Here is a 26,555-nt window from a genome sequence, read left to right as displayed (position 1 = left end):
CGAAAGAGTGATCGGAGGACGGACGGACTTGCGGTCCATCCTCAGTTCGTCGCCGGGTTCTTCGGCTTGGCGTTGCCGGCGCCCGTGGGGGCCGGTGCGCCTTGGCCGGGCACGAACAGCGCCCGGACGCGCCCGCCGGGCTTGGTGTCGATGTTGGCGACGCCGGTATTGATGTCATAGGTTACGCGCTCGCCCTTGGTCACGTTAGGGCCGTCACTCAGGGTGGCGTTGCCGATGAGCAGGATCTTGTTGGCGCTCCGGTCGAAGGTGGCGTTGTCGCCGGTGGCGACCTGGGTCTTCGACACGATGGTGACGGGACCGGTGCAGTCGATCTTCTTGATCGCGCTTTCGCTGGGCCCCTGCCCGGCAGGCGCCGCCGCCGGCTGCGCGCCGCCCTGCTGGTCGCGGTTCTGTTCGTAGAACACGGTCATGAGCGAGCACTTCATGGTGCTCTCGCCCTGCACCGCCACCACGTCGCCGGTGAAGACGGCGCGGCCTTCCTTATCGTAAACGTCGAGCTTGTTGGCGTCGATCTTGATCGGCTCCTTGCTGGAGCCGAAATTGCCGAAGCCCACCGCGCGCTCCTTCGATGCCTGAGCAAGAGCGGCAGAGGCCGGGAGGGCAAGCGCGAGAACGAGCGCGGCGCGGGTGAAGCTCATCATGGACGGACACTTGTGGGTTGGGCCGCAGGCGCTGGGGCGGCCGTGCTGGCGGAATTGGGGGAAGCGGGAGAGCCGGAGCTGTCGGCGGCGGGCTGGAACGTGGTGCGCACGCGGCCTTTGAAGGACATCTGCTTGCCGTTGTCGATGACGCGCAGGCCCTCGGCCTGGATCTCGCCATTGCTGCCGAGAAGCACGGTGACGGGCTCGTTCGACACGACGGTGCCGGACTTGAAGTCCACGAAGGCGGAGCGGAGCATGACCTGCTGGCCCGAATCGGTCACCACCTTCACGTCCTTGCGCAGGTTCATCTGCTCTTTTTGGGTGTTGAGAATGCCGATGGAAGCTTCGAGATTGGCCACGCTACCCTTGTCGTCCGTGACGATGCGGGCGCGCAGATCCTTCAGCTCCACGAAATTCGGCTTGCGCACATCCTGAGTGGCGGCGCTGGCGGTCACCTCATAGGGGCGGTTGTCGTTCTTGAAGCCGGTGAGCTTGGGGGCTTCCATGGTCACGTTGGTGCCGCTCACTCCGACCGCGCCGAAGCTCAGGTTCTCGATCTTCCGGAAAGGGTCGAGATAGGCCACGAGGCCGACCGCGCCAATGCCGATCAGGGATCCCAAGGGAATGGCGAACTTGGCGAAACGCACCCAGCGCGAATGGCGCTTCGCCTTGTTGAAGGCGCGCGTGCGCACAGCCGGCCTTGAGGCCGGGCCACCTTGCAATGTGCTGCCCTGAAGTCCCGCCACTATGATCCAAACCTCTTCCGTCTCACGGTACGGCGCCATGCAGGATGGTGATGGCGATGTCATGACGGATATAAGGTTTATGGTGGAAAGTTTAAGCCTGCGTCAACTGTGCGCGAAAATATCGGTCTCCGCCCAGCCCAGCAGGTCGAGCTGAGAACGGGTCGGGAGGAACGAAAAGCATTGATGGGCAATGCCGAGCCGGTTTTCCCGCTCCAGCATGCGGTCGAGCTTCTCTTTGAGCGCATGCAGGTGGAGCACGTCGGAGGCTGCATAATCAAGCTGGGCCTGGGTCAGCGTGTCGGCGCCCCAGTCGGAGGATTGCTGCTGCTTCGAGATTTCAACGCTCAAAAGCTCCCGCGTGAGGTCCTTCAGGCCGTGCCGGTCCGTATAGGTGCGAACAAGCCGCGAGGCGACCTTGGTGCAGTAGACGGGGCGGGGCATGCTCGAGAAAGCGTGAAAAAGAACGGCCAAGTCGAAACGGGCATAATGAAAGATCTTGAGCACGCTCTCGTCGGCGAGCACCCGGATCAGGTTCTCGGGCCTGGGGCCGTCCTTCAGGATCTGCACCACATCCGCATCCCCATCGCCCTTCGAGATCTGCACCACACAGAGCCTGTCGCGATGGGGGTTGAGGCCGAGCGTCTCGGTATCGACGGCGATCGCGGGGCCGGGCTTGTAGTTCGCGGGCAGGTCGCCGCGATGAAATCGCGTGGTCATGGGGTGTCCGGTGCTGGCCGCATCTTCGGCTGGAGCATTTTGAGGCGAAGTGAATCCGGTTCACCGCAAGAAATGCGGCAAACCAAGACGAGAGCCGTTTCCGCTTTCGTGGAAACGGCTCTTGGAACGATGGCACGGGCTGTAGCCTGTCTTCAAGATGGCATCAACCAACGAGAAAGYCCCGTACGGGACGGGGCTTTCCAAGGCTCGTTCGGCAAGGCGCATCAATAGCAGGTTCGAATCCGTTGAAAGACCACGCGCCCATAGCGGTTCACCACCCGCCGGCGCTCTACGACGCAACGGCCAGGAGCATAGTAGGCGGGTCGGTAAGCCGGGCCGTAGCCGTAATAGTACGGATTGCTCGCAGCACCCGCGATGGCGCCTAGCGCCAGCCCGCCGACCACACCGGCGGCCACGGCACCGCCGTTGTAATAGCCACGCCTGTATCCGTAATAAGGGGAACCGCCATAATAGCGGCGCCCGTAATAAGCGGGACGATAGCCATAACCGCCACGGTAACCGCGATAAGCGCCCGGCGGGCCATAGCCATAGGCCCGGCCACCGTATCTCGGTGCATAGGTATCACCTTCAGGTGCGCGAGGTCCCCAGCCGGGCTGAGCGGAGGCGTTCGTGGGTTCGAGCGCGGTAACGCCACCGAAAACCAGGGCCGCAGCCAGCAGGGTCTTCAACGAAGTACGCATAGTGTCCTCCAGGACAATCTGGAGGATAACGGCCTGCCGAGCCGCGATGTTCCGCCTTTGTCTTGACGCGTCATGTGCGCCGCAAGGTCAGGCTTTCGATTCCGCCGCCGAGCGGGCAACGGCTCGGGGCGCCGCGATTTCCGTCAGCATGGCCGCCAGAACCTCGCCGCTCATGGGCTTTTCCAGCCACGGCACGTCATGCAGCTCCGGCGGACAATCGAGCTGCGGTGAAAGGCCGGAATAGATCGCGAAGGGGATGCTGCGGTTCTTCAGGGCGCGCGCGGTCTCGAGCGACGTTCCGTCCTTGATCATAAAATCGAGCAACGCGATGTCCGGTGTTTCGTTTTCAAGCCAGTGCAAAGCCTGCACATTGCTCATGAACGGACCCTGCACCAGAAAGCCCATGTCATTGAGCAGGTCTTCCAGCGACATTCCGATCACGGTCTGATCTTCTACGATCATGCAGCGAGGCTGAAGCGTCGAGTCCATCGAGTGCCATCACCCACATCAAGTTGGCGAAAACCACTTAAAGCGCGATGCAAGGCAGAGACGCCATTCCAGTAAAACTGGACGAATCACGTCCCCGGCATCTGCAACGCGATCTTACATCAAAGATCCGTCCGCACATTCACTCATGTGAATTAGCGGCACGAGGAATCGGTCAAAGACGTGTGATGAACGTCACGAGACAGCGCCATGCAGATCTTGCCCGGAAGCAATTGAGCCATAATTCCCAGCGTCCGGAACGGACTCACAATCGCGGTTTGGGTTCACATAGGTTAATGCACCGGCATCCCAACGGACGTCTGCTTCGGTCTGAGTTGGAGGGAGCGGTATGGCGGCTGAGACACCCCTGAAGCAGCAGATGCTTGCCGCCATTCCGCATCTGCGTGCTTTCGCGATTTCTCTTTCAGGCAGTATCGACCGCGCCGACGATCTCGTTCAAGGCGCGTTGTTGAAGGGTTTGAGCAATCTCGACAAGTTCACCCCCGGCACCAGCATGCAGGCCTGGCTCTTTACCATCCTGCGCAACGATTTTCTCACGCAGGCGCGCCGCAGCAAGCGCGAAGTCGAAGATCCCGAAGGCGCGTGGGCCGAGAAGGTGGCGGTGCTGCCGGAGCAGATATCGCACCTCGATTTCGGCGACATGCTGGAGGCTCTCACCAAGCTGCCCATCGATCAGCGCGAGGCGCTTCTGCTCGTCACCGCCGAAGGCCTCACCTATGAAGACGCGGCACGGATCTGCGGCACCAATATCGGCACCATCAAAAGCCGCATCAATCGCGCGCGGCGGCGTTTGGCGGAATTGTTGAAACTCGACACTCACGAAGATCTCGGCCCCGATCGCCTGGTGCAGGCCGCGCTCTACATGCATATGTCTCCATAGGAAAGGGAACGTCACTGYCCCAATAAGCAGTGACGTTCCATATTCTCAGAGAATGAAGCTCTCGGCAGAGAGAGCATGGATACCCGTCAGCCGGATCACGCCTTCTGCTTCGAGATCGATGTCCGTGTTGAGATAAACGAGCGTTTCATTTCCCACGACCTCGTAGCGAATCTGTCCCGCATGGGTGAAGGCCGCATTGCCGAGGAAGGTGAAGGCCTGGGCGCCCTCCCGATCCTCGCGCGCATCGATGTTGACTAGGCTCAGCAGATCTCCTTGGGCGGCATCGAAATCAAGAACGAGATCGGCCTCCAAGACAATAGTGCTCGTATCCGTCGTCGAGAGCCACACAAAAGTGTCGGCTCCCGCGCCACCGGTCAGGCGATCGGCGCCGGCGCCGCCTTCCACCTTGTCGTTCTCGGTTCCACCGTCGAGGCGGTCGCTTCCGGCATCGCCATGCAGGTCGTCGGTGCCTTCGCCTCCATTGATTACGTCATCTCCGCCCAAGCCCCGGATGATGTCCGCGCCGCCGAGACCGGAGAGCACGTTGGTTTCCGCATTGCCGGAGATCTGGTTGTCCAGCTTGTTGCCGGTCAGATCGATGGATGCGGTGCCGGCGGTGTTCGTCGTCCACAACACCTCGATGGACATGGTGTCCTTCAAGACATAGCTGACCTTGGTGCGGATCGTATCCTTTCCTTCGCCTGCCTTTTCGAGGACGACGTCCTTGGCATGATCGACCACATATGAATCGTTGCCGAGCCCGCCGACGAGGCGATCCACTCCGGTGCCGCCGTCGAGAGCATCGTCGCCGGCCATGCCGTTGAGCGTATCGTTACCCGTTCCGCCGAGTACTTTGTCGTTGCCCGCGCCGGCATAGATGACGTCATGGCCGCCGCCGGCGTCGATCACGTCGGCTTCATCGAGAGATGTGGCTTGCGGAGTCAGTCTGAGGATCTCGCCGCTCGCCGTGGCGAGATGGAGATTGCCGAGAGCATCCTCCCCGAAGACCATCGGGTTTTTCCCACGTCCCACAAGGCCTCCCAGGCTTGCGGTGATATCCATGGTTCCAGCCGTCGGGTTGTTGGGATCCATGAACCATACTTTGGTTTTGTTCAGGTCACCGAAAATATACTGACCGTGGAAAGCGTCTTCCTGGCCCCGATACACGTAACCGCCCACTACGGTCGTTCCAACCGCGCGGCCATAGTCATGGATCGGGTTCGTGTAATCCGGGAATTGCGCCGGATCGAAGTGTCCTTCAGTAAGGCTCCAGCCGTAATTGGCGCCGGCTTTGATCAGATTGATCTCTTCCGCGGTACTTTCTCCCACATCGGAGACGTAGAGCTCACCCGTCGCGCGATCGAAACTTCCCTTCCAGGGATTGCGAAGACCCGCCGCATAGATGCCGGTGCCTCTGGCATCTCCCGCAATGCCGGCGATGACAGCCGGATTGTCCAGAGGAATGGCATAGTTCCTGTCGGGATCGTTCGGGAAATCATCTCCATTCACATTGATGCGTAAGACCTTGCCGAGTGGATTGGTCAGCCGCTGGGCATTGGCTCCATTGCCCCCATCACCGATGCTGACATACAGATTTCCATCAGGTCCAAAATCGATCCAACCACCGCGATGGCGGGTGACACCATCCGGAAAATCGATTTTCTTCACGATATGCTTGCTGCTGAGATCGATGGCATAGGGATCGTTCGCGGATGTCGTATAGCGGCGGATTTCCACGTCTCCCGAATGGGTGCTCATATAGACGAAGACGTGGCCGTTCTCTTCATGGTTCGGATCGAACGTGAATCCCAGCATGCCCTGTTCGCCGGTGAGCGGGATCTCGGAGGACAGGTCCATGAAGTTCGTACCGAGCATCTTTCCGGCCGCGAGGTCCATGACCTTCACGATGCCCTTGCGATCGACAATGAAGAGATGATCGGGGTCGTCCGACGGCGCTGTTACGGTCAGGGGAACAGGGTATCCCGTTGGGCTTGGCGTGTACGATGCGATCTTCGTTGCCGAGATCGACGATCCGGCGGCATGTGCCGTGAAGCCGTAAATGATCTCATCCGCTTCTCCCCCAAGAAGCGAGTTTGATCCGTTGTCACCTTTGATGACGGGTTTGTTGGTCATGGGCATTTCCTTGCTTGGATGCCCCCACGACCTTGGCAATAGCATTAAACGTTATCCCGATACATTATACGTTATATCTAAGCCTTTAGGTTTATTATCTTGAACCAATCAATCCCGACAAAATCGCCGGCGATACTGAATTTCCTTTAGGGCAGATTACCTTAGGGCAAATCAAAAGGGGCCCACTCACGTGGGCCCCAGTTAAAGGTTCATCCGTTAATGCTTGGTCGCATCATCCTCGCGATTGATGGCGATGCGCTTCGCCTGAGCAGCCRCCTGGGGCGCCTTGGGCATAGTGATGATAAGGACGCCGTTCTTGAAGGAGGCTTCGATCTTGTCCTCCTCCACCTCCCAGGCGAGCGGGATGCGCCGCTCGAAGCGGCCATAGGCGCGCTCGCTGAAAGCGCGCTCCTTGTCCTCGATTTCGGACTTCTTCTCGCCGCGGATGGTGAGAACGCCATCCTGCATCAACACCTCGACATCCTTGTCCTCCATGCCGGGCAGTTCCGCCGAGATACACACGTCCTTGTCGTTATCAACGACTTCCACATGCGGCCAGCCCACTCCCGCGCGGCTCATGCCGCCAAAAGAGGGCATGTCGAAGCCACGGAAAACATCGTCGAACAGCCGGTTCATTTCACGATGCAGAGTCATGAAAGGATCGCTCTCTTCGCGGAACCGGTGCGGGACCGTCTGCTGGTTACGGCCCCATGGGATCAGATCGCGCATATTCATCGCTATCCTCCTTTTTGCCTGAACCAGAGGTCGCGGCGCCAGATGATTCCGGCGCCGCTTCGTCATCATGGGAGTGCTACGCCGCCTTGGTATGCTCGATCTGCTGCGGCTGCTTGTCGTGTTCGATCGTCTTTCCCTGCGGCTTGGCGCCGGAGGCGATCTCGATGCGGCGAGGCTTTAAGGCCTCGGGCACCTCGCGCTTGAGTGCGACAGTGAGCAAGCCGTTTTCGAGCGTGGCCGTCGTGACCTTCACATGATCGGCGAGGTTGAAGGTCTGCTTGAAGGTGCGGGTCGCAATGCCGCGATGCAGGTACTGCTTGCCCTCCTCCGAGCTCTTCCTCTGGCCGGAGACGAGGAGCAGGTTTTCCTTCTGCGTGATCTCGACCTCGTCAGGCGAGAAGCCCGCGATGGCCATGGTAATGACGTACTGGTCGTCGCCCAGCTTCTCGATGTTGTAGGGCGGCCAGTTGGTCATGGGCTCGATCTGTGCGTTCTGATCGAGCAGGTCGAACAGCCGGTCGAAGCCGACCGTCGAGCGGTACAGGGGCGAGAAGTCGAAAGCTGATCTCATAGCTACATCCTCCGTTGAGCAACGTAACCACAAGAGCGCCGGACACCTGCCGGCGCCCGTATACCCAAGCCTTTGAAAGGCCTTGGCAAGTTCGAATTTTAGGAGCGTTTTGCGTCCTTTTCAAGAGGCTCTTTTCGTCCCTTGCGGCGCAAGAATCCGTGATCCGCCACAGGCTGGCCATGCGTCTCGTCCAGGGCTAGCATCTCCCCACATCGATGAAGGAACGACAGATCATGCTTCGCGCAATCTCCCTCGCCGTCCTGATGACCTTCGCCGCACCATCGGCCTTCGCCGCACCGCTCGCCGAGGACGCGACCATTGCCCAGCAGAAATCTCCACAGCAGACGCCGAAACGGGATTGCGAGAAGAAACAGGATGAAGGTGTAAGCTGAGCGGCAGATCCTTCAGACAGCTTCCGCCTCGAGAGCCACAGGCAGCGGCGCCTCGGCTCGTGCATCCTTGCTTCTGCGCAGAGCCGCATTGAGTTCGGCGCCGAAGATGAAGATGGCGGCGGAGATTTGCAGGAAGATGAGCGCGGTGAGAATGCCCGCCAGACCCGCATAAGTCGCCTTCACATGGGTGACGTTCGCCAGGAACTCGCCGTAAAGCGTCGCGCCGGCAAGCCACAGGACGAGAGTGGCGGCGATGCCGGGCATCACGTCCCGCAGGCGCGGACGCGCATCGGGCAGGCCGATATGCGTAGCAGCAAGGCCCACGACCAGCACGATGGAGGCGAGTACATAGCGCACCACGTCGTAGGTGGGGCGGAAGGTGCCGAGATCCGGCATGTAGGTGACGGCGCTGCGCCAGAACGAGGGCCATAGCACCACGAGCAACGAAGCCGCCACGAGCGCGCTGGCGCCGACCAGAATGAAGCCCACGCCGATCAGCCGCGCCAGCCACCAAGGCCGGGAGCGGCCCACCCCATAGGCGCGGCACAGGGCGACGCGAATGCTCTCGACGCCGTTGGTGGCCACCAGCGTAGTCACGAGAATACTGATCGTCAGCACGTCCCTGCGGGGCACGAGAACCTTATCGGCCTCCTTCGCGAGCGGCCCTGCAACACCCTCCGGCCAGAAATCGAAGAGAATATGGACGATGTGGGTGGAGATGCGCCCCGCGCCGAGAAAAGCCGCCAGCGCCGCCACGCAGATCAGGAACGGAAACAGCGCGATGACGAGGGAAAGCGCCACATGGCTCGCCATCGCCAGCCCGTCATTGCGCGAAAAGCTCGACGCCGCGTCGGCAAGGGGCGCCAGGACGGAGCGGGCGCGGGTATGGAGGGCGGCAAGCAGCATGAAGCGAATGATCGGCCTTGGTGACAATGTGACCTTGATGCGATCAAGCACACGTCCTGGCAAGGCCCAATATGGTCTCACCTCTATGTCTGGCCGGGCATTCAGGCCTTCTCCCGCGCCTCCTGCGCCAGCACCATAAGCATTGGGCGCAATTCATGCGGGCCGGTGAGCGCCCTCGGGAAGGGTAAGCGCAGGATTTCGTCGCCGAGCGCCAGCTGCAGCCCTTCCGGATCGATGCCGATGAGGTGCCAGGCCCCTGCCCGAGCGCCGCACAGCTTCTCGGCATAGAGCGCGACCGCATCGGCGTGATCGCTGTTCATGTGCTCGATGGCGCCGGCCTCGAAATCGTAGAAATCGAAGAAGCCGGAGGTATCGGTGAGAAGGTCTTCACGCCCCATACGATAGGCGCGGCCGAAGCCGCCGTTGAGGCTGCCCGCTTCCACCTTCAGGCGCCAGAACGCGAAATCCGGAAAGTCCACATAGAGCTCGGCTTTCGGATGCTGCATCAGGTAGCGGCGGCGGATCTTCTGGGAATCATCAGTGGAGCGCTCCAGCCGCTTGGCCTTCGCAAGCAGTGTCAGGCGCGGATGGGCGAGCGGATCGCCCTTGCCGATGGTGGAGAGAAGCAGCGAGCAGCGCGGGTCCGCTTCAAGCAGACGCGTATGCACGGAGAGCTTCGATGTCAGGATGATGGGCGAACCATCGAGATCCGTGCCCACCGCCACGAGACTGGAGAACGGCATGCCGCTTGTCGCATCGTTGGTGGCGAGAGCGCCGAAACGCGCGGTGCGCATCAGGCGCTTTGCCAGATGGCGGGCCTCGTCATCGACCGGCAGGATCGGGTCCTGTAGGGGTGCTTTTTCCATGGCGGCCTCACCTTCTTCCGCGTTCAGCCTTACCGGCCGAAGCGTTCCCTAAGCGCCTCGAACCGGGCAAGCTGGTCTGCCTTCAAGCTCCGATCCTCGTTGCGGCCCACGAAGATCTTGAACATCACCCCGCCTTCCTCGTTCACGAACTGCACCGAGCAGGAACGCTTGCCGAAGAAAGGCCGGTCGATGAAGTAGATGAAGCGGCAACGGTCGGCCCGCAAGTGCCCGCCGATGGGACTGTCGCCGTGGATGTTGAAATAGCCCCGGCCCATGGTGCCGGCGCTACGGAGCCCTTCGTCTCGAACACGCCGTCGCGGGTGTGAACGATGAAGGTGATCTCGCCCCATTCCGTCAGGTCCCGCTACGCCTCTTCGAACAGGCTTCCGGCAATCCGCACAGCCGCTTCCGGCGGTAGGCAATCAAGCACATCCTGGAGCGGAACATCGCGCGCCTCGGCGATGGTCTCGAGAACGCCGTCGGGCTTCTCCGCGAGGTCCTGCCGGATCAGCTCGCGGACGTCATTCATGGGCGCCATCCTTCACCGTGTTGTGGATGGTCTGGAACACCTCGAAGCCTTCGAATTCCGGATGGCCGAGGGTGAGCGGCTTGTTGGAACCGGTGCTGGAGCGGGTATGCGAGGCGCGGAACTGCTCGGAGCGCGTCCAGGCCTCGAAATGCTCGCGGGATTTCCAGACCGTATGCGAGGAATAGAGAACGTGGTCCTCGCGCTCGGGCCCGCGCAGCATATGGAACTCGACGAAGCCTTCCAGCTCGTTCAGGTGGCTGTCCCGGCCGAGCCAGCGCTGCTCGAATTCTTCCTTAGCATCCTTCAACACTTTGAAGCGGTTCATGGCGATGAACATGGATGTCTCTTTCCTTTTCAATTTCGAGATGGGGGCGCGGGAGCAAGAAGGACAAGGTTACGCAAGGCTTATGTGCAGACCTTTCATCACACTGACGATCCCAGTCTTTCATGTCGATCTTCAGACCATCCGGGCTGGCGCCTCGCATTCCTTACAGGAGGGGTTTGCATCCGCTATCCAAATCAAGTAACTGCGTCAATATCGGCTGATGAAAACGCAGTTTTACATCATTCTAAACTGCGAATACATGCAGCCGCCAAGTTAAATCTTGTTTAGAACCAGTAAAAACTGGAGACCCGTGGGGAATTTGCTTGTTCTGACCGACCGCGGAACCGGCAAGCTCATTCTCACCGAGGAGGACCATTCAGATGCTGTCGCGACGCTCTCTTCTTCTGGCGCCCACCGTTCTCATCCTGCCGCGCATGGTCCGCGCCGAGGTTCCGCGCCGGATCGTGAGCATCGGCGGCGCGGTCACCGAAATTCTCTACCGCCTCGGCTTCGATCAGGACATCGTGGGTGTGGATTCCACCAGCCAGTTTCCGGCCGACGCGCTTAAGACGAAGAAGGACGTGGGCTATATGCGCGCGCTGGGTGCCGAGGGCATTCTCTCGCTCAATCCCACCCTCGTTCTTGCCTCCGAAGGGTCAGGCCCTCCGGACACCCTGCGCCTCGTCGAGCAGGCGGGCGTGCCGATCATCCGCGTCCCCGATGACCCGAGCGTGGCGGGCATCGTGCGCCGGGTCGAGATGGTCGCGCAGGCGGTCGGTGCTTCCGAGCGCGGGAAAGCCCTTGCTGGAGAAATCGAGCAAGGTTTCGCGCGCCTGTCCGAGGACAAGAAGAAGGTCGACCTGAGCGTCCGCGCACTTTTCGTGCTCTCGCTCCAGAACGGCCGGCCGCTCGTCGGCGGCCAGGGCACCACGGCGGATGCGATGCTGGGCTTGGCCGGCGCGACGAACGTCGCTTCTTCGCTCTCCGGCTGGAAACCTCTTTCGGATGAAGGCATCATCGCGGCGGCGCCCGATGCCATCGTCATGATGGATCGCGGCCCCGGCGGCGCGGCGCCCGATCTGTTCGCGCTTCCCGCCTTCGCCGGAACGCCTGCCGCCGCGAAGCGTCGGCTCGTGGTGATGGATGCGCTCTATCTTCTCGGCTTCGGGCCGCGCACGCCCGAGGCGGCGCGGGACCTGATGGCGGCGCTCCATCCCGCAAAGACGCCATGACATCCATGGCCTTGAACGCGGCGCTGCCGACCAGAAACCGCAGGGCGGCGCTGATGCCTGTGCTCGCCCTTCTGCTCGTGATCGTCAGCCTCGCCGCGCTGAGCCTCGGTGCAACGGGCGTGCCCGCCTCGCGGGTTCTCACCATCATCATCGATGCGCTTGCGGGACAGGTGGCGGCAACGGGCGGCGATGCGCTCATCATCCTGCAGGTGCGCCTGCCGCGCCTCTTGCTCGGCCTGCTCATCGGCGCGGCGCTGGCCTCCTCGGGCGCGCTGATGCAGGGACTGTTCCGCAATCCGCTGGCCGATCCCGGCCTCGTCGGCGTGTCCGCCGGCGCGGCGCTCGCGGCAGCGGCGACGATCACGTTGGGCGATGCATTCCTCGTGCCGCTCATCGGTCCCCTGCCGTTCAGCGCGCTGCCCATCGGGGCGTTTTTCGGCGGATTGCTGACCACGCTCGCGCTCTATGTCGTTTCCACCCGCAGCGGTCGCACTTCGATTGCGACCATGCTGCTGGCGGGCGTCGCTTTCGGCGCTTTGTCCGGCGCGCTCATGGGCGTGTTCGCTTACCTGAGCGACGACCGGCAATTGCGCGACCTGTCGTTCTGGTCGCTCGGCTCCTTGAGCGGCGCGACATGGACCAAGGTCGCCGCCGCGGCACCGCTCATCCTGCCGACGCTTCTCGCAACGCCCTTTCTCGCGCGCGGCCTCAACGCCCTGTCGCTTGGCGAGGCGGAAGCCTTTCATCTCGGCGTGCCGGTGCAGCGGGTGAAGGCAATCGCGATCCTGCTCGTGGCCGTGTCCGTCGGCGCTTCGGTCGCCTGCGCAGGCATGATCGGGTTCGTTGGCATCGTCGTGCCGCATGTGCTGCGTCTCATCGCGGGCGCGGACCACCGTATGCTTCTGCCTGCCTCCGCGCTGCTCGGCGCGTCCTTGCTCGTTGCCGCAGACACGGTCGCGCGCACCGCAGCGGCTCCGGCGGAACTGCCCATCGGCATTCTCACCGCCGCCATCGGCGCGCCGTTCTTCCTGTGGCTCCTGCTTCGCCGCAAGGGAGGCTTGGTGCTATGAGCCCCATCCTCGAAGCAAGCGGCGTCACCTATCGCAGTGGTGGACGCGCGTTGGTGGCGGAGATCGATCTCGTCATCGCCCAGGGCTCCTTCACCATCGTCGTCGGGCCTAATGGCGCCGGAAAATCGACCCTGATGCGTCTCCTGTGCGGGGAACTCACGCCAAGCCAAGGCGCGGTTCTGCTGGAGGAGCGACCGCTCACCGCAATCTCCGCCTGGCGTCTCGCCCATGCGCGGGCGGTGATGCCCCAGGCCTCGGAACTGAGCTTCCCTTTCACCGCCTTCGAGGTCGCGAGCCTCGGCGTCGAAGGTATCGGGCGCGGCCTTTCCCGCAGCGACCGCCAGCGGCTTACCCTTCATGCCCTCGACCGGGCCGATGTGGCGCATCTTGCCGGACGCAACTATCAGACCCTGTCGGGCGGTGAGCGCCAGCGCGTGCATTTTGCCCGCGTGCTCGCGCAGCTTGCGGCGGGACGCACGGTCGAGACCCGTCAGGTTCTGTTTCTCGACGAGCCCATCGCCAACCTCGACCTGAAGCACCAGCTCGCCCTTTTGGAGACCGCACGAGAACTCACTCATGACGGCCTGACGGTCGTGGCCGTGCTGCATGACCTCCAGCTTGCGGTCGGCATCGGCGATGACATGATTCTCATGGACGAAGGCCGCCTCGTCGCGCGGGGAGCGCCCCATGCGGTGCTGACCCCTGAGCGCCTCGCGGCGGTGTTCGGCGTGGTGGTGAATGCAGGGCAGCTCCCGCCCGTGCCCTGGCGTCTGGCGCAGGCGGAATTGTAAACCTTATTCCCAAGAATCGCTGGGACCTGTTGCAGCGAGGACATTGCCGCTACGTCAACCAACGCATAAGCTTCCCGCCATCAACCCAGGCCACGGATTGCGTCATCAAAGAACGCGACAGACCGGCCGGGCGGCGGGGGCGTCGTGCGGACATTGTTGAGATCGTGGCCCTGCGGCATCGCGGCGGCCGGTTGGCTGGCGGCGTGGCCTGCTTTCGCGGATACGCCCGCCGCCCTCGATCGCCAGAGGATGACGCCCGTCAAGGATGCAACAGTTTTCCTGTCGCCCGAGCGTGCAGCCGTGCAATGGACCTCGTTGAGCTTTCCGCCCGACACGCAGGTGATCGTCGTTGCGCCCTGGCAGAGCGAGCCGCTGACGCTCGGCCCCATCAGGGCGTTCTATCGCTGGATCGAGGACAGCAAGCTGTCCTGCCGGTTCGACGCCGCGACCCGCAATACCGGCCTCCAGACCATCGAATGCGAGGAGCAGGGACAGCAGGACAAGATTTCCCTCTCCGTCGAGTACAAGCCCGAGACCAAGAGCCTGCGCTTCGACGAAGGCCGCCTGCCCGGCATCGGCCACGTGGACAGGCAGGACATTGGCTTCCTGCTGCGCGGTATCTATGACGAGGCGGCGCAGCCTGACAGCCGATAAGACAGCCCGCTAATGATGGGGCGGCGGCTTCAGCTGGATCGCTTCGAGGAAGGGGAATTCCAGGATGATTTCACCTTCCTCGTCCTTCACCTCGATATGGGACGTGGCCCAGTTCACCGGCCTTTCGAATTTTGTTTCCATCAGGCCATGGGCCATGGCCTGCGCCAGCTCCCAAGCCTGATCGGCATCGCGAAGCTCCTGGCCTTCGGGATCGGCGAGAACATCCCCACTGAGATGCAGGTTGAAGTAGTAATGCGGCATGGTCACCCTTTGTGGCTGGGCCTGCGAGGGATTAGGAACAGGCAGTTTCCTCTCACGGCTCGTCCCGTTCAAGTGGTGCTTCGTGTCGGCCCTGGCAAACTGAACCGTGAACGCTACCTGCTGATGACATAGGTCATATTTTCTCTGCGGGCAGGAAGCATTCATGAAAATCAGGGTTGTGGGATGTGCGGTCGGAGCGGTTCTGTCGCTGACGGCGTGTAATACAGTGACGCGTGGCACGGAAGAACCCGTGACGATCACGTCCGCGCCGGCCTCGGCGCGCATCTGGACTTCACTCGGGCACACATGCCCGAAATCGCCCTGCGTCGTCACCGTCAACCGCAAGACGGAATTCACCGCCTTCGCCGAGGCCAGGGGATATCGCCAGGGCTCCGTGCTCGTGAAGACGGCGCTCACCGAGAAGGCTGCTCCCGGCGTGATYGGCAATGCGGTGCTTCCCGGCGGCTCCGTGGGTCTTGTCATCGATGCGGCGAACGGAGCCATGCTCGACCACACGCCCAATCCCGCCCATATCGAACTCGCGCCGATGGGCCGTTCGCGCGCTCGCCGAACGCGTGTTCCGCGCGTGTGACGAAAGCCGCTTGTTCAAATCATCATTGCGTGCGGCCTGTCGTTCCGTCCTTGTCCGATAAAAGCTCCACCACGTGGTGGAGCTTGTCGGGGTTGCGCGTGATGTAGATGTTGGTGATGAGGCCGTCCTCGATGGCGAAGGCCGTCGTCTGAATAACGTCGCCTCGCTCGTGGCTGATATAGCCCGGCAGCCCATCGATCCGGATCGGCCTGACGAGCCTCGCCCCATCATTCCCGAATTTGCGATGAAGGTTGCGGTAGAGCCGGAGCACGCGCTCGACGCCCGCAATCGGATTGATGAAGGCGAGCACCTTGCCGCCGCCGTCGGATTGGATGACGACATTCGACGCGAGCATGGACTTGAGCGTGGTGACATCGCCACTGCTCACCGCCGCGAAGAAGGCCTGGGCGATGCGGTCTCCCTCGTCGCGGGACACGGGAAAGCGCGGACGGGCATCCTGCACGTGCTTGCGCGCCCGTGAGGCGAGCTGGCGCACCGCCGGGGCCTCCCGGTCGAGGGTCGTGGCGATCTCGTTCAGCGGCAGGCCGAACACGTCGTGAAGCAGAAAGGCTGCGCGCTCCAGCGGCGAGAGCCGCTCGAGCGCCAGCATCAACGTCATCGTGAGATCGGCGGGATCGATCGGTTCCTCGTCGGTCTCGACGAGTGGCTCGGGCAGCCAGGAACCCACATAAAGCTCGCGCTTCGCTCGTGCCGATTTCATCTCGTCCAGGCACAGCCGCGTGACGATGCGGGACAGAAAAGCGCCGGGCTCGCGAACTTCCGCATGATCCGCCTGCTGCCAGCGCAGCCATGCCTCCTGCACCACATCCTCGGCCGCCGCCTGCGAGCCGAGCATGCGATAGGCGAGGCGCACCAGCCGGTGGCGGTGCGCTTCGAAGAGTTCCGTGGCCTGCTCAGGCAGCATGGCGTGCTTCGTCCTTCGGATGCGCGACCCTGAACCCGACCTGCAGCCTGTTCCACACATTGATGCTGCCGATGGCAAGGGTCAGGTTGACCTGTTCGACCTCGGTGAACTCGGCCTTCAGGGCCTCGTAATCTTCATCCGGCGCGCCGGTTTCCGCAAGCCGGGTGAGCGCCTCGGTCCAGCCGAGAGCTGCACGCTCACGCGGCGTAAAGAACGAGGATTCCCGCCATGCGCTGAGAAGGTGAAGCCGCATCTCGCTCTCGCCATGCTTGCGCAGATCCGTCACATGCATGTGAATGCAATAGGCGCAGCCGTTGATCTGCGAGGCGCGCAGCTTCACCAGCTCCAGCAGGTTGTGATCCAGCCCGCTATTGGCGAGGGTTGTTTCAAGCGCCATCATGGCCTTGATGGGTTCCGGGGCCGTCTTGAAGGGGTTTGCCAGTCGCTGGGTCATCGTCGTCTCCGTTGGATCAGGGCACGCCTTCATGACGAGATGGCGGTGCCGGATGTGACATCGGACACGGCGGTGGCGAGATGGATGATCCATTCAGTTGGCCGTGCCTCACCGCAATGACGATCCACGCTTCGGCCGTGTGACATGATGCGACGAAAAAATTTCGGGACACGCAAAAGCGGGCAGAACCGTTTGAAGGGTTCCGCCCGCTTCGATGATGGTCGCCGGACACTATGAGATCAGGATGCGCGCCGCGCCGAAGGGCTGGCTGTACCGCTGCGAGCATAACGCTCTGCCGGTAAGCGGCGGGACAGATTGGGGAAGAGCGTGGCGCGGGCGGCCTTGTAGGTGTTCCAGTCTGCGATGTCCGGCAGCGCGGGAATCGTCACGCGCTCTCCCAGGTCGAGACCGGCAAGGGCGGCATCGACCATGTCGCCGGTATTCATCACGGCCTCTTGCGGCAGGGTATCGATATCGATGCCGCCCTTGGCCCAGAGCTCGGTGCGGGTCGCGCCCGGCAGGACGGCTTGCACGCGCACGCCATAGGGTGCGAGCTCGCTGTCGAGCCCTTCGCTGAAGGCCAGGAGATAGGCCTTGCTGGCGCTGTAGCCCACGCTTATGGCGGGCTGGTCGCCGCGAAGGCCCGCGACGGATGCGATATTGATGATATCGCCCCTGCGCCGCTGGGCCAGGCCCGGCGCCACGGCCCGGGCGAGTCGTGTGGCGACAACCACGTTGAGCTGGATCATCGCTTCTAGACGTTCCGCATCCATGTCGATGGTCGAACCGGCCACGGCAACACCCGCATTGTTGACGAGCAGGGTGATGTCATCGCCTTGCAGCCGGGTTTCGACCGTTCGAACATCCTCGGCTTCGCCGAGATCGGCGCGCAGAACCTCTACCTTGACGCCGGCCTCGGCCTTCAGATGGGCAGCAAGCGCATTCAGCTTGGCCTCGTCCCGTGCGACCAGCACGAGGTCGTAGCCGCGGCGCGCGAGGCGGTCCGCATAGACCGCGCCGATTCCCGCGGATGCGCCGGTGATCAGCGCCGTTCCCAATCCTTGTGCCATGTCCTGAATCCTTTGTCGGAAGCGATATGTGACGCGTTAATATGATACTTGACATATGATATGATGAGCATAATGTAAAGGCCGCTTTCAATGGGGTTCAGCCATGCGTTACGAGAAGGGCCATAAGGAACAGACCCGCAAACGGGTGCTCGACGTTGCCGCCCGGCAGTTTCGGGCCAACGGCATCGAGGGCACTGGGGTCGCCGGTCTCATGGCCGATGCCGGGCTCACCCATGGTGGGTTCTACGCCCATTTCAAATCCAAGGACGATCTCGTCCGCGAAGCCCTCTCGGCCTCCCATGACAACAGCAGGAATACCTGGCTCAAGGAGGCGCAGACCGCGCGGGAGAACGGGGAGGACGTGCTTACGGCGATCCTGCGCTTCTACCTGCGCCCCCTGCACCGTGACCGGCCCGATGCGGGCTGCTCGATGGCGGCTCTCGCGCCGGAGGTGGCGCGAAACGATCCGACAATTCGCGATGTGATGGCATCGGGAGCAGAGGCGCTCACCGCCATCATCGCCGCCGAACTGCCGCTGACACTCCCGGAGAAGAAACGTCGGGAAAGAGCCTATGCGATCTTCGGCCTGATGATGGGCACGCTGCAGCTTGCGCGCGTCGCGACGGATCCAGAGACATCGGAGGCGATCCTGCAATCGGGACAGGAAGCGGCCCTGAAGCTTGCCCGTGACGAGCGGGAGACGTGAGCCTCCACCCCTTCCACGACATGACCCATCGCTTTCAACCGAACTGAAAGACTCGCCTCCATGATCTCGTCGCATGTCGCCACGCTGCTGGCGCGCCGCAATATTCACTATGGCTGGGTCGTCGCAGGCGTGACGTTTCTCACCATGCTCGTCACTGCCGGAGCGGTGGGCGCACCGGGTGTCCTGATCCTGCCGCTGCAGCAGGAATTCGGATGGGCGACGGCGGAGATTTCGGGTGCGCTCGCGGTACGCCTCCTTCTCTTCGGGCTCATGGGCCCCTTCGCCGCCGCCCTGATGAACCGCTACGGCGTCAGGCGGATCGTCCTTTTCGGTCTCTCCCTGATCGCAGTGGGATTGCTGCTGTCGCTTGCCATGACACACGTGTGGCAGCTCATCCTGCTGTGGGGTGTCGTGGTCGGCTTCGGCACGGGCCTCATGGCCCTCGTGCTCGGCGCGACGGTCGCGACGCGGTGGTTTTCCGAGCGGCGCGGATTGGTGATCGGCCTTCTCACCGCAAGCTCCGCGACGGGCCAGCTCCTGTTCCTGCCGCTCTTCGCCAATCTCACGGAGCAGATGGGATGGCGCTCGGCCACGGCGATCATGTGCAGCCTGCTCGTCGTTGCGGCGCTCTTCGTGTTCGCGCTCATGCGCGACCGGCCATCGGATGTCGGCCTTGCCGCTTACGGCGAGAAGCCGGGACAGGCTGCGCCAGCTCCAACATCCGCCGCAATCTCTCCCTTTGCAGCGCTGAAGGACGCGGCGCGCACGCGGGAATTCTGGGTTCTGTTCGGCACCTTCTTCATCTGCGGCGCCAGCACCAACGGCCTCATCCAGACGCACTTCATTCCGCTCTGCGCGGATTACGGCATGGTGGCGGTGGGCGCGGCGAGCGTGCTCGCCATGATGGGCGTGTTCGATTTCTTCGGAACGGTGGGATCAGGCTGGCTGTCGGACCGCTACGACAACCGCTGGCTTCTCTTCTGGTATTATGGGCTGCGCGGCCTGTCGCTTCTCTATCTGCCCTTCACCGATTTCACGTTCTACGGTCTTTCACTCTTTGCGGTTTTCTATGGCCTCGACTGGATCGCCACCGTTCCGCCGACCGTGAAGCTGACGGCGGCGAAATTCGGTCGCGAGCGGGCCAATCTCGTCTTCGGTTGGGTTTTCGCAGGCCACCAGCTCGGCGCAGCCACAGCCGCTTTCGGCGGCGGTCTCTCACGCACCGCCCTCGACAGCTATCTTCCGGCGTTCTTTGCCGCAGGCGGTCTCTGCCTCATCGCAGCGTCGCTGGTCCTCACCCTGAAAAGTGAAGAAGAGAGGCAGCCTCTGGCCGCCGCTGCTCCTGCGAGGGGTTGAGGAATATCCAACGTGCAGCTTGGTGGCGGAACTCTACTCTGCCGCCACTTGCCTGCGCATTCCTCTTCTCTCCGATGCACGAGCCTTGCCCTGGCGGGCACGCAAGGCGTGGTGGAGTTCGTCCACATGGCGGACGGATTGCAGCGCTTCGAGCATTGGCCCGCAGATCAATCGCTCGCCGCACGGATCACGATGGCAGACAGGGTCCCAGAGGCCCATCGGCGTCCAGATTTCGGGGTCGTGCCATTCAGGCATGCCGAGGATGGGATAAAGGCAGACGCCGCGGATCGGGACGCCGTCGAGAAGAAGTGTCTCGGATTCATCCGCCACCTCCCGCAGCCAGCGTCCGCGATTGTCCCCGATATGGCTGGTCTCGGTGATCATCACCTCGCCGCCATAGCGCTCCCAGACTGAGCGCACGAGGCGCTTCAAGGACCACCGGCGCGGATCGTCATCGGCAAGCGGCGGAACGACACCGTCCTCGAGCGGCGCGGCGCCCCATTCCCACTGGTTAGTCCAGTAATAATTGATGCCGACCACATCGAGATGCGCGCGGCTGCCGCCGAGTTCTGGCAGGAGCCGTCCGCAGAGAATGTCCCAGCTCTGGAAGACGAGGCGGTCGTTGAAGTCGCGCGCCTCCTCGAGCTCCGGCGCGCCGTGGGGTGAGGCTACGCGGCACAAGGGATCGACATTGACGATGCGCGCTCCGGGGCAAGCGGCCCATAAAGCATTGATGCCCTCGATGGCCGCGCGCGAAAGCGCCACCTTGAGGTCCCAGCCGCGCCCGGTCACATGCGGAGCAAACAGCCCCTTCTCTCCGGCCGCATAAGCCATGAAGGACGGCTCGTTGATCGGCGTGAAAGCGCAAGGGCCATCCGTATGCCGCGCGATATAGCGGCCAACCGCATAGCAGTAATCGGCGAAGCGTCTGGGGAACTCTTCGCCCCAAAGGTCGAGCCCCTGCGGATAGCCGTAATGGAAGAGATCCCAGATCACTTCCACCCCATGGCGATGCGCCGCCTCGACGAAGGGCGCGACCGTGGAGAAATCGTATCGTCCGCGACCGAGATCCACCAGGGGCCAGCGGATGGTTTCACGTGCGGCGTGAAGGCCGAGTTCCGCAAGCTGCCGGTAATCCTCATTCACCGTCTGGTCATGCCCTGTCGCGATGACCTGATCGAACCAATGTCCGTGGCGGTTATAGCCGGTGGAGCCTTCGAACCCGGCCAAGAAGAAGCTTCGAAACATCCCGCTTTTCCCCTTTGTTTTTAGCGTAAAGCCATTGCAGGAGATGACACATCCACCAGCTTGCCGACGGATTTGGTCCCGCCTCTGACAAGCTGCTGATAGGCATCGACGGCAGGCGTGCGGACCCGGCGCAGGGGATCGGCCTCGTCGGGCACGATGTCCCATAATCCCATATGGGCCAGGTGCTCCGCGACGGGGCGGCGGCTCTGGCGATAGGCCCAGGTGACGAGGGAGAACATCGGCCACCACGTATAGCCCACGAGCGGCACGCCTTCCGCCCGAAGCTGCCGCGTGGCCTCGACCGAGGCGTCGAGCCAATCGAGGCGGCGGCGTAGCGAACCCATCGAGGCCGTCTCGGAGATCATGAGCGGCGCGCCATAGCGCTCGTGATAGAGGCGTCCGAGGCGGGTGATGAGATCGGCGCCCGCATATGGCATGCGGATGCGAAAGCGCCCGCCTGCATCGCGCAGCAACTTCTTCTGCGTGAACATCGGATAGAGATTCATGCCGATCACCGGGATTGCCACCGCATTGTCCCTGAACCAAGCAAGCTCCGCCTCCCGCGCACCGTTCTTCAAAAGCCAGGGCCAGAGCAGGTGCTTCTCATCGATCCGCCCCGAGACCAGATCGAGTGCGAGGAAGACGATTTCCTGCCGCCGCTCGGCCTCGCCCTCGAAAGCGGGATCGTCCGTATCGAAGAGGTCCGTCGCATCGACGAAATAGGGCACGATCTCCGGATCGACGCCCTCCAGCGCTTTCACGGTTTCGACCATGCCCTTCGCGATGGCGAGCATCAGCGCCACGAAGCCGGGCCAGCTGCGTTTGTACGGCGGCCACCAGCCGAGCCGTCCGCAATACCAGCCGGTGATGCGCGGCTCATTGAGCGGCGTGTACCACGTGATGCGCCCGCGAAAGCGCTCGGCGAGGCGCACCGCGTATTCGGCCACGAGCTTGGGATAATCGGGATTGAGAAAGGCCCCGTCGATCCAGGCCGGCAACCCGTAATGCACCAGATCGACCTGAGGATCGACCCCGAGTTCGAGCATGCGCTCCAGGGTCTCGTCCGGAAAGCTCCAATCCCAGGTCGTCGGTGTCGGCTGGATGCGATGCCACGGCACGCCGTAGCGGGCGCAAGGCACGCCAAGCTCGGCCGCGAGGCCAAGATCCCCATGCCACTTTTCATAATGCCCGGTGAGTTCGTATTCGTCCAGAATCCGTCCCGTGGTGGGGTGCGGCGCAGTGATGAAGGTGTCCTCGATGCCGGTAGACCACCAGAACGCATCGGGCGCAGTGAGAGCGTGGAGCTGAGATCGTTTTGGGAGCGCTTGGGTCATGCCGGGGCCGTCCCTTTGAGCGTCAGTGCTTCCACTGCAGCACAGCGGTTGGGCCGCGGACAAACCTCGGCCGCACAAGATCCAGGGTAGGAAACGGCTCACATGCGAGAAAGTTTCACACATTCCCACCTGTTCAGAACGCAGACCGAACTCATGCGTTAAAAGAGCAGCAAAGCCCGGCTTCTTTTGAGGTGAAGCTATGCCGAACCTGAGCCTTAAAGGGCGGAGATCCGATACGAAGTACAAACTGGTGCGGCGATGGAAGGGCGATGCCGTCAATCGCAACGAGACACAGTCTCAGGACAAGGCCGACACAAAGCCGAACCAGCCCGGTTTGCACGATCATCCTCGCGAAAAAACCCTAAACCTCGTCACACCTCCCGCCGATCATCGGTTTCTGAAGGGACGCTATTGAGTGGATCACATGATGACTGAGACGAACTCCACGGATGGTCTCCACCCGCGCCCGCAACTGCGCCGCGAGCGCTGGATCGACCTGTGCGGCCCTTGGGGCTTCGCCTTCGACGATGCTGATCGTGGCCTCTCCGAGCGCTGGTTCGAGCGCGCGGAGCCTTTCGACCGCGAGATCCGGGTTCCCTTTCCGCCGGAAAGTGAATTGTCCGGCATCCACGATACCGGCTTTCACCGGGTGGTCTGGTATCGGCGCGAGATCAAGGTCGAGGAGGCCGATCGCAAGAACCGGCTCCTGCTCCATTTCGGGGCGGTCGATTACAAGGCGACCGTATGGGTCAATGGCCGTATGGCCGTCGAGCATGAGGGCGGGCAGACGCCGTTCTTTGCGGACATCTCCACCCTGCTCGTTCCGGGCGACGCCCAGGTCATTACCTTGCGCGCAGAGGACGAGCCGCGCGACCTGCAGCAGCCGCGCGGTAAGCAATACTGGGAGGAGAATCCTGGCTATATCTGGTATCACCGGACCACAGGAATCTGGCAGCCGGTCTGGCTCGAGCCTGTGCCTCAGGTGGCGATCACCGAGATTCGCTGGACGCCCGATGTGGACCGCTTCGGTGCCGGTTTGGTGCTGAGGCTCGACCGCACTCCGCCCGAAGGCTGGCGCGTGCGCGTGCAGCTGAAGGGCGACCGGCCGACGCGCATTCTCCTCGACGATACCTGCCTGCTCTCGGGCCGTGAGCTGCGGCGCGACCTGTTGCTCGACATCAACGACGCCGCCGTCCGCCGTCGCCGCACATTGCTCTGGTCCCCAGAGCATCCCAATCTTCTCGAAGCCATCATCGAACTGGTCGATGAAAAGGGCGCCGTCGTCGACCGCGTCGAGAGCTATTTCGGCTTGCGCCGGATCGAGGCTCGCGACGGGCGCTTCATCATCAACGGCATCCCGGTTTTCCTGCGCCTCGTGCTGGCGCAGAATTACTGGCCCGATTCCCTTCTTGCCGCGCCCGATGCGAATGCGCTCAAGCGGGAAGTGGAGCTTGCGCAATCGCTTGGCTTCAACGGCATCCGCATCCACCAGAAGATCGAGGACCCGCGCTTCCTCTATTGGTGCGATAGGTTCGGCATGCTCGTCTGGGGCGAGGCTGCCAATGCCTATGTCTATTCCGACCGCGCGGCGGAAATGCTCACGCGCGAATGGCTGGAGGCGGTGCGACGGGATTACAGCCATCCCTCGATCATCACCTGGGTTCCGCTGAACGAGAGCTGGGGCGTGCCCGATCTCGATCGCTCAGCCCAGCAGCGCGATTTCGTGCGTGCGCTTTATCATCTGACCAAAGCGCTCGATCCCACACGGCCGGTGATCAGCAATGACGGCTGGCAGCACGCGGTCGGCGATGTGTTCGGCGTGCACGATTATGCGCCGACAGGCGAGATGCTGCGCGAGCGTTACGCGGACCGGGCAACGATTGCGCGCACCTTTCGCGATGTGCGCCCGCATCATCACCCGTTGTTGGGTGAGGGCACCGAGATCGAGGACGAGCCCATCGTCATCAGCGAGTTCGGCGGCCTCGGCTTCGTGCCGCAAACCACCGAGGATTGGTTCGGCTACGGCCAGTTCGCCAGCGCCGACGATCTGCTCGCGCGTTACGAGGAGCTTGTCGATGCGCTTCTATCTTCCACCGCGCTTGCCGGCTTCTGCTACACACAGCTGACCGACACGGCGCAGGAAACCAACGGGCTTCTCACGGTCAACCGCGAGCCGAAATTCGACGTGGAGCGCGTGCGCGCCATCAACAGCCGGCCGTCCAAAGCCGTGCCGAGCGAAATCCTGGATGTGCTCATCAAGCAGGAAGTCGAGCGGCGACGGCGGGAGCGCGGGCAGGAATAGAGCCCTCCGCCTCTCATATGCTTGGGCGAGTCGAGCATTCGGTTTTCAAGCTGATACGAATGTGGAAACACTCTAACTCTCACTGAACACTCAAGCCTCGGGAACATCGGCGACGCCGCACCGCTTTCTATGCCGGGGAGGCCTTCTGAGAAGGCTCTCTCGGCGCGGCAATAGCGAGAGCGTGAGATGGCCGATACACCACGAGTCGTGATCGTCGGGGCGGGCTTCGGCGGGCTGACATTGGCTCAATCCCTGGCGCGGGCGCCTGTCGATGTGACGGTGATCGACCGCAACAATTTCCACGCCTTMCAGCCCCTGCTCTATCAAGTTGCAACAGCCGCCCTGTCGCCGGCGGATATCGCTTGGCCGATCCGCAGCATTCTCAAGCACCAGAAGAATGCCTCGGTCCTCATGGCCGATGTCACGGGCATCGATGGGGATGCGCGGGTCGTCCATGCCGGGCCTGTCGCCGTGCCTTTCGATTTTCTCGTTCTCGCGACGGGTGCGACGCATTCCTATTTCGGGCATCCGGAATGGGCGTCCGCCGCTCCGGGACTGAAGCAAATCGAGGATGCCACCGCCATCCGCCGCCGGGTCCTGATGGCCTTCGAGCATGCCGAGCTGACGGGCGACATCGAGGAGCAGCGGCGATTGCTCACCTTCGTGGTGATCGGCGGCGGGCCGACCGGTGTCGAAATGGCCGGGGCGATCGCGGAAGTGGCGCATCATGCGCTGCCGGCCGAATTCCGCCGCATCGATCCCCATGCGGCGCGCGTCATCCTCATCGAAGCCGGCCCTCGGCTGCTGCCGGTCTTTCCGGAGGATCTGTCATCCTATGCCGAGCGGGCGCTCAAGAAGATGGGCGTGGAGGTGATGACCTCGGCCCCGGTGACGAATTGCGATGAGGGCGGGGTCGATCTCGGCGACAAGCGGATCGATGCCGGCACCATCATCTGGGCCGCGGGCGTCGTCGCATCTCCGGCCGCGGAATGGCTCGGCGTCGAGAAGGACAGGGCAGGCCGGGTGAAGGTCGGGCCGGACCTGACGATTCCGGGCAGACCCGAGATCTTCGTCATCGGCGACACGGCGGCGGTTGTCGATGCGGAGGGCAAAGCGGTGCCCGGCATTGCGCCGGCCGCCAAGCAGATGGGGAAGTATGTGGCGGAAGTGATCGCCTCGCGGGTCGAGGGCCGCACGCCGCCCGGCCCCTTCCGATACCGGCATCAAGGCGATCTCGCCACCATCGGGCGCAAGGCCGCCGTGGTGAAGCTCAATCGCTTCCACCTCAAAGGCTTCATCGGCTGGCTGTTCTGGGGCTTTGCGCATGTCTACTTCCTCATCGGCCTGCGCAACCGAGCCGCTGTCGCTTTCGCGTGGCTCTGGAACTACCTGACCTACCAGCGCGGCGCCCGCCTCATCGTCGACAGCAAGACGTCTCAAAAGGAAACGCAGAAGGATCAGGCCCGGCCGGGGATACTAGCGCCTGAGGCCAAGCGCGATCCGAATGCAGGCCGGAAGCATTCCGCCGGGGCGGATTAGGGTTAAATATTCGCTCAGCTCCCCTGCCGTATCACCAAGGTTAGCCGGGCAGGATTTGCGGGCGGGGCGGAAAGTCGGAGCTCTGCCCATCATTCAATCCTCGTAACGAGATTACCGCACATCCCCTCTCCCGGGTGGGAGAGGGGCAGGGGTGAGGGACTGCCCTCTCCGGACACGGCATTCCCTCACCCGCCGCGCTCACGCGCGTCGACCTCTCCCACTCGGGAGAGGTTAGTCCTGCGCTTTACTTGAAAGCTCTCTCACCCAGTCACAGCACCCCCACCGCCAAGCATGACGCACTTTGACATATCTAGAGCCCAAAATGCAAAATTACATTTGCATTTATAACTC

The 26,555-nt window shown here is 62.6% G+C and carries 31 protein-coding genes; 12 read left to right on the top strand and 19 right to left on the bottom strand.

Features of this window, described 5'->3' with window-relative positions:
• Positions 1-41 precede the first annotated feature (41 nt).
• The 5 genes from ACXJKO_RS03565 to ACXJKO_RS03545 form a co-directional block, all read right to left on the bottom strand.
• Positions 42-662, bottom strand: coding sequence for an LptA/OstA family protein (locus ACXJKO_RS03565; protein WP_457089702.1), 621 nt, complete (start codon positions 660-662; stop codon positions 42-44).
• On the bottom strand, positions 659-1,447 hold the full coding sequence (lptC, locus tag ACXJKO_RS03560) for an LPS export ABC transporter periplasmic protein LptC (protein ID WP_457089701.1): 789 nt from the start codon (positions 1,445-1,447) through the stop codon (positions 659-661). Before lptC ends, ACXJKO_RS03565 begins: the two co-directional genes overlap by 4 nt.
• Before the next feature lie 63 nt (positions 1,448-1,510).
• A complete protein-coding gene (locus ACXJKO_RS03555; RefSeq protein ID WP_457089700.1) occupies positions 1,511-2,125 on the bottom strand; it encodes a ribonuclease D in 615 nt (204 codons plus the stop codon).
• Positions 2,126-2,349: 224 nt separating this feature from the next.
• Positions 2,350-2,826: a hypothetical protein gene (locus tag ACXJKO_RS03550; RefSeq protein ID WP_457089699.1), complete on the bottom strand. Its 477-nt coding sequence runs from the start codon at positions 2,824-2,826 to the stop codon at positions 2,350-2,352.
• Between the two features lie 87 nt (positions 2,827-2,913).
• Positions 2,914-3,288 (bottom strand): response regulator, encoded by a 375-nt coding sequence (locus ACXJKO_RS03545; protein WP_457089698.1) that lies wholly within the window; start codon positions 3,286-3,288, stop codon positions 2,914-2,916.
• A gap of 373 nt (positions 3,289-3,661) precedes the next feature.
• On the opposite strand from ACXJKO_RS03545, the gene ACXJKO_RS03540 reads away from it, so the two are divergent.
• Complete coding sequence (locus ACXJKO_RS03540; RefSeq protein WP_457089697.1) at positions 3,662-4,213, top strand: sigma-70 family RNA polymerase sigma factor; 552 nt, start codon at positions 3,662-3,664, stop codon at positions 4,211-4,213.
• 45 nt (positions 4,214-4,258) lie between these two features.
• On the opposite strand, the gene ACXJKO_RS03535 is transcribed toward ACXJKO_RS03540, so the two are convergent.
• The 3 genes from ACXJKO_RS03535 to ACXJKO_RS03525 all read right to left on the bottom strand — a co-directional run bounded on the left by ACXJKO_RS03535 (position 4,259) and on the right by ACXJKO_RS03525 (position 7,652).
• Complete coding sequence (locus ACXJKO_RS03535; protein ID WP_457089696.1) at positions 4,259-6,346, bottom strand: PQQ-dependent sugar dehydrogenase; 2,088 nt, start codon at positions 6,344-6,346, stop codon at positions 4,259-4,261.
• Between the two features lie 216 nt (positions 6,347-6,562).
• A complete protein-coding gene (locus ACXJKO_RS03530; RefSeq protein WP_457089695.1) occupies positions 6,563-7,081 on the bottom strand; it encodes an Hsp20/alpha crystallin family protein in 519 nt (172 codons plus the stop codon).
• 76 nt (positions 7,082-7,157) lie between these two features.
• The gene (locus tag ACXJKO_RS03525; RefSeq protein ID WP_457089694.1) at positions 7,158-7,652 is read right to left on the bottom strand and encodes an Hsp20 family protein; all 495 of its coding nucleotides are present in this window, start codon (positions 7,650-7,652) and stop codon (positions 7,158-7,160) included.
• Between the two features lie 233 nt (positions 7,653-7,885).
• Between ACXJKO_RS03525 and ACXJKO_RS03520 the strand changes: the two genes are divergently transcribed.
• Positions 7,886-8,044 (top strand): hypothetical protein, encoded by a 159-nt coding sequence (locus ACXJKO_RS03520; RefSeq protein WP_457089693.1) that lies wholly within the window; start codon positions 7,886-7,888, stop codon positions 8,042-8,044.
• Positions 8,045-8,056: 12 nt separating this feature from the next.
• On the opposite strand, the gene ACXJKO_RS03515 is transcribed toward ACXJKO_RS03520, so the two are convergent.
• From ACXJKO_RS03515 to ACXJKO_RS03495, 5 genes are all read right to left on the bottom strand, one after another.
• Positions 8,057-9,001, bottom strand: a complete 945-nt coding sequence (locus ACXJKO_RS03515; protein ID WP_457089692.1) for a YihY/virulence factor BrkB family protein — start codon at positions 8,999-9,001, stop codon at positions 8,057-8,059.
• Between the two features lie 50 nt (positions 9,002-9,051).
• Positions 9,052-9,816: a HugZ family pyridoxamine 5'-phosphate oxidase gene (locus ACXJKO_RS03510; RefSeq protein WP_457089691.1), complete on the bottom strand. Its 765-nt coding sequence runs from the start codon at positions 9,814-9,816 to the stop codon at positions 9,052-9,054.
• A 29-nt stretch (positions 9,817-9,845) separates the two neighbouring features.
• Positions 9,846-10,091: a ChuX/HutX family heme-like substrate-binding protein gene (locus ACXJKO_RS03505; RefSeq protein ID WP_457089690.1), complete on the bottom strand. Its 246-nt coding sequence runs from the start codon at positions 10,089-10,091 to the stop codon at positions 9,846-9,848.
• 89 nt (positions 10,092-10,180) lie between these two features.
• Positions 10,181-10,345: a hypothetical protein gene (locus tag ACXJKO_RS03500; protein ID WP_457089689.1), complete on the bottom strand. Its 165-nt coding sequence runs from the start codon at positions 10,343-10,345 to the stop codon at positions 10,181-10,183.
• Entirely contained in the window at positions 10,338-10,682 is a 345-nt protein-coding gene (locus ACXJKO_RS03495; protein ID WP_457089688.1) for an antibiotic biosynthesis monooxygenase family protein, read from the bottom strand. Before ACXJKO_RS03495 ends, ACXJKO_RS03500 begins: the two co-directional genes overlap by 8 nt.
• 368 nt (positions 10,683-11,050) lie before the next feature.
• Between ACXJKO_RS03495 and ACXJKO_RS03490 the strand changes: the two genes are divergently transcribed.
• The 4 genes from ACXJKO_RS03490 (at position 11,051) to ACXJKO_RS03475 (ending at position 14,417) form a co-directional block, all read left to right on the top strand.
• Entirely contained in the window at positions 11,051-11,902 is an 852-nt protein-coding gene (locus ACXJKO_RS03490) for a heme/hemin ABC transporter substrate-binding protein (RefSeq protein ID WP_457089687.1), read from the top strand.
• A complete protein-coding gene (locus ACXJKO_RS03485; RefSeq protein ID WP_457089686.1) occupies positions 11,899-12,972 on the top strand; it encodes a FecCD family ABC transporter permease in 1,074 nt (357 codons plus the stop codon). The genes ACXJKO_RS03490 and ACXJKO_RS03485 overlap by 4 nt, the downstream gene beginning before the upstream one ends.
• Entirely contained in the window at positions 12,969-13,763 is a 795-nt protein-coding gene (locus tag ACXJKO_RS03480) for a heme ABC transporter ATP-binding protein (RefSeq protein WP_457089685.1), read from the top strand. Before ACXJKO_RS03485 ends, ACXJKO_RS03480 begins: the two co-directional genes overlap by 4 nt.
• Before the next feature lie 156 nt (positions 13,764-13,919).
• Positions 13,920-14,417: a hypothetical protein gene (locus tag ACXJKO_RS03475; RefSeq protein WP_457089684.1), complete on the top strand. Its 498-nt coding sequence runs from the start codon at positions 13,920-13,922 to the stop codon at positions 14,415-14,417.
• 9 nt (positions 14,418-14,426) lie between these two features.
• On the opposite strand, the gene ACXJKO_RS03470 is transcribed toward ACXJKO_RS03475, so the two are convergent.
• Positions 14,427-14,678, bottom strand: a complete 252-nt coding sequence (locus ACXJKO_RS03470) for a DUF6894 family protein (RefSeq protein ID WP_457089683.1) — start codon at positions 14,676-14,678, stop codon at positions 14,427-14,429.
• Positions 14,679-14,841: 163 nt separating this feature from the next.
• Between ACXJKO_RS03470 and ACXJKO_RS03465 the strand changes: the two genes are divergently transcribed.
• Positions 14,842-15,270 (top strand): translation initiation factor 2, encoded by a 429-nt coding sequence (locus ACXJKO_RS03465; protein ID WP_457089682.1) that lies wholly within the window; start codon positions 14,842-14,844, stop codon positions 15,268-15,270.
• A gap of 22 nt (positions 15,271-15,292) precedes the next feature.
• Here ACXJKO_RS03465 and ACXJKO_RS03460 read toward each other — a convergent pair whose 3' ends face one another.
• The 3 genes from ACXJKO_RS03460 to ACXJKO_RS03450 all read right to left on the bottom strand — a co-directional run bounded on the left by ACXJKO_RS03460 (position 15,293) and on the right by ACXJKO_RS03450 (position 17,719).
• Complete coding sequence (locus tag ACXJKO_RS03460) at positions 15,293-16,195, bottom strand: sigma-70 family RNA polymerase sigma factor (protein WP_457089681.1); 903 nt, start codon at positions 16,193-16,195, stop codon at positions 15,293-15,295.
• Positions 16,185-16,649 carry a carboxymuconolactone decarboxylase family protein gene (locus tag ACXJKO_RS03455; RefSeq protein WP_457089680.1) on the bottom strand — a complete coding sequence of 155 codons (465 nt, stop codon included), beginning with the start codon at positions 16,647-16,649 and terminating at the stop codon, positions 16,185-16,187. The genes ACXJKO_RS03460 and ACXJKO_RS03455 overlap by 11 nt, the downstream gene beginning before the upstream one ends.
• A gap of 239 nt (positions 16,650-16,888) precedes the next feature.
• Positions 16,889-17,719: an SDR family NAD(P)-dependent oxidoreductase gene (locus ACXJKO_RS03450; protein WP_457089679.1), complete on the bottom strand. Its 831-nt coding sequence runs from the start codon at positions 17,717-17,719 to the stop codon at positions 16,889-16,891.
• A 103-nt stretch (positions 17,720-17,822) separates the two neighbouring features.
• Here ACXJKO_RS03450 and ACXJKO_RS03445 point away from each other — a divergent pair, with 103 nt between their 5' ends.
• Together ACXJKO_RS03445 and ACXJKO_RS03440 are read left to right on the top strand one after the other, a co-directional pair.
• On the top strand, positions 17,823-18,425 hold the full coding sequence (locus tag ACXJKO_RS03445; protein ID WP_457089678.1) for a TetR/AcrR family transcriptional regulator: 603 nt from the start codon (positions 17,823-17,825) through the stop codon (positions 18,423-18,425).
• Between the two features lie 60 nt (positions 18,426-18,485).
• Positions 18,486-19,781 (top strand): MFS transporter, encoded by a 1,296-nt coding sequence (locus tag ACXJKO_RS03440; RefSeq protein WP_457089677.1) that lies wholly within the window; start codon positions 18,486-18,488, stop codon positions 19,779-19,781.
• A gap of 33 nt (positions 19,782-19,814) precedes the next feature.
• Here the strand turns inward: ACXJKO_RS03440 and ACXJKO_RS03435 are convergent, their stop codons facing one another.
• Positions 19,815-21,029 (bottom strand): glycoside hydrolase, encoded by a 1,215-nt coding sequence (locus ACXJKO_RS03435; protein ID WP_457089676.1) that lies wholly within the window; start codon positions 21,027-21,029, stop codon positions 19,815-19,817.
• Between the two features lie 20 nt (positions 21,030-21,049).
• Complete coding sequence (locus tag ACXJKO_RS03430; RefSeq protein ID WP_457089675.1) at positions 21,050-22,363, bottom strand: family 1 glycosylhydrolase; 1,314 nt, start codon at positions 22,361-22,363, stop codon at positions 21,050-21,052.
• Positions 22,364-22,562: 199 nt separating this feature from the next.
• On the opposite strand from ACXJKO_RS03430, the gene ACXJKO_RS03425 reads away from it, so the two are divergent.
• From ACXJKO_RS03425 to ACXJKO_RS03415, 3 genes are all read left to right on the top strand, one after another.
• Positions 22,563-22,778 carry a hypothetical protein gene (locus tag ACXJKO_RS03425; RefSeq protein WP_457089674.1) on the top strand — a complete coding sequence of 72 codons (216 nt, stop codon included), beginning with the start codon at positions 22,563-22,565 and terminating at the stop codon, positions 22,776-22,778.
• A 12-nt stretch (positions 22,779-22,790) separates the two neighbouring features.
• Positions 22,791-24,665 carry a glycoside hydrolase family 2 protein gene (locus ACXJKO_RS03420; RefSeq protein ID WP_457089673.1) on the top strand — a complete coding sequence of 625 codons (1,875 nt, stop codon included), beginning with the start codon at positions 22,791-22,793 and terminating at the stop codon, positions 24,663-24,665.
• Between the two features lie 186 nt (positions 24,666-24,851).
• Positions 24,852-26,204: an NAD(P)/FAD-dependent oxidoreductase gene (locus ACXJKO_RS03415; protein ID WP_457089672.1), complete on the top strand. Its 1,353-nt coding sequence runs from the start codon at positions 24,852-24,854 to the stop codon at positions 26,202-26,204.
• Positions 26,205-26,555: the final 351 nt, after the last annotated feature.

The sequence above is a fragment of the Microvirga sp. P5_D2 genome, from assembly GCF_054049475.1.
Note: the sequence above shows the minus strand (reverse complement) of the source record. Positions and strands in the feature narration are given on the sequence as shown.

What these genes read in the sequence shown, in the direction of transcription:
- ACXJKO_RS03565 (WP_457089702.1), bottom strand. Translation starts at nt 662, where the DNA reads ATGATGAGCTTCACCCGCGCCGCGCTCGTTCTCGCGCTTGCCCTCCCG.
- lptC (WP_457089701.1), bottom strand. Translation starts at nt 1,447, where the DNA reads ATGGCGCCGTACCGTGAGACGGAAGAGGTTTGGATCATAGTGGCGGGA.
- ACXJKO_RS03555 (WP_457089700.1), bottom strand. Translation starts at nt 2,125, where the DNA reads ATGACCACGCGATTTCATCGCGGCGACCTGCCCGCGAACTACAAGCCC.
- ACXJKO_RS03550 (WP_457089699.1), bottom strand. Translation starts at nt 2,826, where the DNA reads ATGCGTACTTCGTTGAAGACCCTGCTGGCTGCGGCCCTGGTTTTCGGT.
- ACXJKO_RS03545 (WP_457089698.1), bottom strand. Translation starts at nt 3,288, where the DNA reads ATGATCGTAGAAGATCAGACCGTGATCGGAATGTCGCTGGAAGACCTG.
- ACXJKO_RS03540 (WP_457089697.1), top strand. Translation starts at nt 3,662, where the DNA reads ATGGCGGCTGAGACACCCCTGAAGCAGCAGATGCTTGCCGCCATTCCG.
- ACXJKO_RS03535 (WP_457089696.1), bottom strand. Translation starts at nt 6,346, where the DNA reads ATGACCAACAAACCCGTCATCAAAGGTGACAACGGATCAAACTCGCTT.
- ACXJKO_RS03525 (WP_457089694.1), bottom strand. Translation starts at nt 7,652, where the DNA reads ATGAGATCAGCTTTCGACTTCTCGCCCCTGTACCGCTCGACGGTCGGC.
- ACXJKO_RS03520 (WP_457089693.1), top strand. Translation starts at nt 7,886, where the DNA reads ATGCTTCGCGCAATCTCCCTCGCCGTCCTGATGACCTTCGCCGCACCA.
- ACXJKO_RS03510 (WP_457089691.1), bottom strand. Translation starts at nt 9,816, where the DNA reads ATGGAAAAAGCACCCCTACAGGACCCGATCCTGCCGGTCGATGACGAG.
- ACXJKO_RS03505 (WP_457089690.1), bottom strand. Translation starts at nt 10,091, where the DNA reads ATGGGCCGGGGCTATTTCAACATCCACGGCGACAGTCCCATCGGCGGG.
- ACXJKO_RS03500 (WP_457089689.1), bottom strand. Translation starts at nt 10,345, where the DNA reads ATGAATGACGTCCGCGAGCTGATCCGGCAGGACCTCGCGGAGAAGCCC.
- ACXJKO_RS03495 (WP_457089688.1), bottom strand. Translation starts at nt 10,682, where the DNA reads ATGTTCATCGCCATGAACCGCTTCAAAGTGTTGAAGGATGCTAAGGAA.
- ACXJKO_RS03490 (WP_457089687.1), top strand. Translation starts at nt 11,051, where the DNA reads ATGCTGTCGCGACGCTCTCTTCTTCTGGCGCCCACCGTTCTCATCCTG.
- ACXJKO_RS03485 (WP_457089686.1), top strand. Translation starts at nt 11,899, where the DNA reads ATGACATCCATGGCCTTGAACGCGGCGCTGCCGACCAGAAACCGCAGG.
- ACXJKO_RS03480 (WP_457089685.1), top strand. Translation starts at nt 12,969, where the DNA reads ATGAGCCCCATCCTCGAAGCAAGCGGCGTCACCTATCGCAGTGGTGGA.
- ACXJKO_RS03470 (WP_457089683.1), bottom strand. Translation starts at nt 14,678, where the DNA reads ATGCCGCATTACTACTTCAACCTGCATCTCAGTGGGGATGTTCTCGCC.
- ACXJKO_RS03460 (WP_457089681.1), bottom strand. Translation starts at nt 16,195, where the DNA reads ATGCTGCCTGAGCAGGCCACGGAACTCTTCGAAGCGCACCGCCACCGG.
- ACXJKO_RS03455 (WP_457089680.1), bottom strand. Translation starts at nt 16,649, where the DNA reads ATGACCCAGCGACTGGCAAACCCCTTCAAGACGGCCCCGGAACCCATC.
- ACXJKO_RS03450 (WP_457089679.1), bottom strand. Translation starts at nt 17,719, where the DNA reads ATGGCACAAGGATTGGGAACGGCGCTGATCACCGGCGCATCCGCGGGA.
- ACXJKO_RS03445 (WP_457089678.1), top strand. Translation starts at nt 17,823, where the DNA reads ATGCGTTACGAGAAGGGCCATAAGGAACAGACCCGCAAACGGGTGCTC.
- ACXJKO_RS03440 (WP_457089677.1), top strand. Translation starts at nt 18,486, where the DNA reads ATGATCTCGTCGCATGTCGCCACGCTGCTGGCGCGCCGCAATATTCAC.
- ACXJKO_RS03435 (WP_457089676.1), bottom strand. Translation starts at nt 21,029, where the DNA reads ATGTTTCGAAGCTTCTTCTTGGCCGGGTTCGAAGGCTCCACCGGCTAT.
- ACXJKO_RS03430 (WP_457089675.1), bottom strand. Translation starts at nt 22,363, where the DNA reads ATGACCCAAGCGCTCCCAAAACGATCTCAGCTCCACGCTCTCACTGCG.
- ACXJKO_RS03425 (WP_457089674.1), top strand. Translation starts at nt 22,563, where the DNA reads ATGCCGAACCTGAGCCTTAAAGGGCGGAGATCCGATACGAAGTACAAA.
- ACXJKO_RS03420 (WP_457089673.1), top strand. Translation starts at nt 22,791, where the DNA reads ATGACTGAGACGAACTCCACGGATGGTCTCCACCCGCGCCCGCAACTG.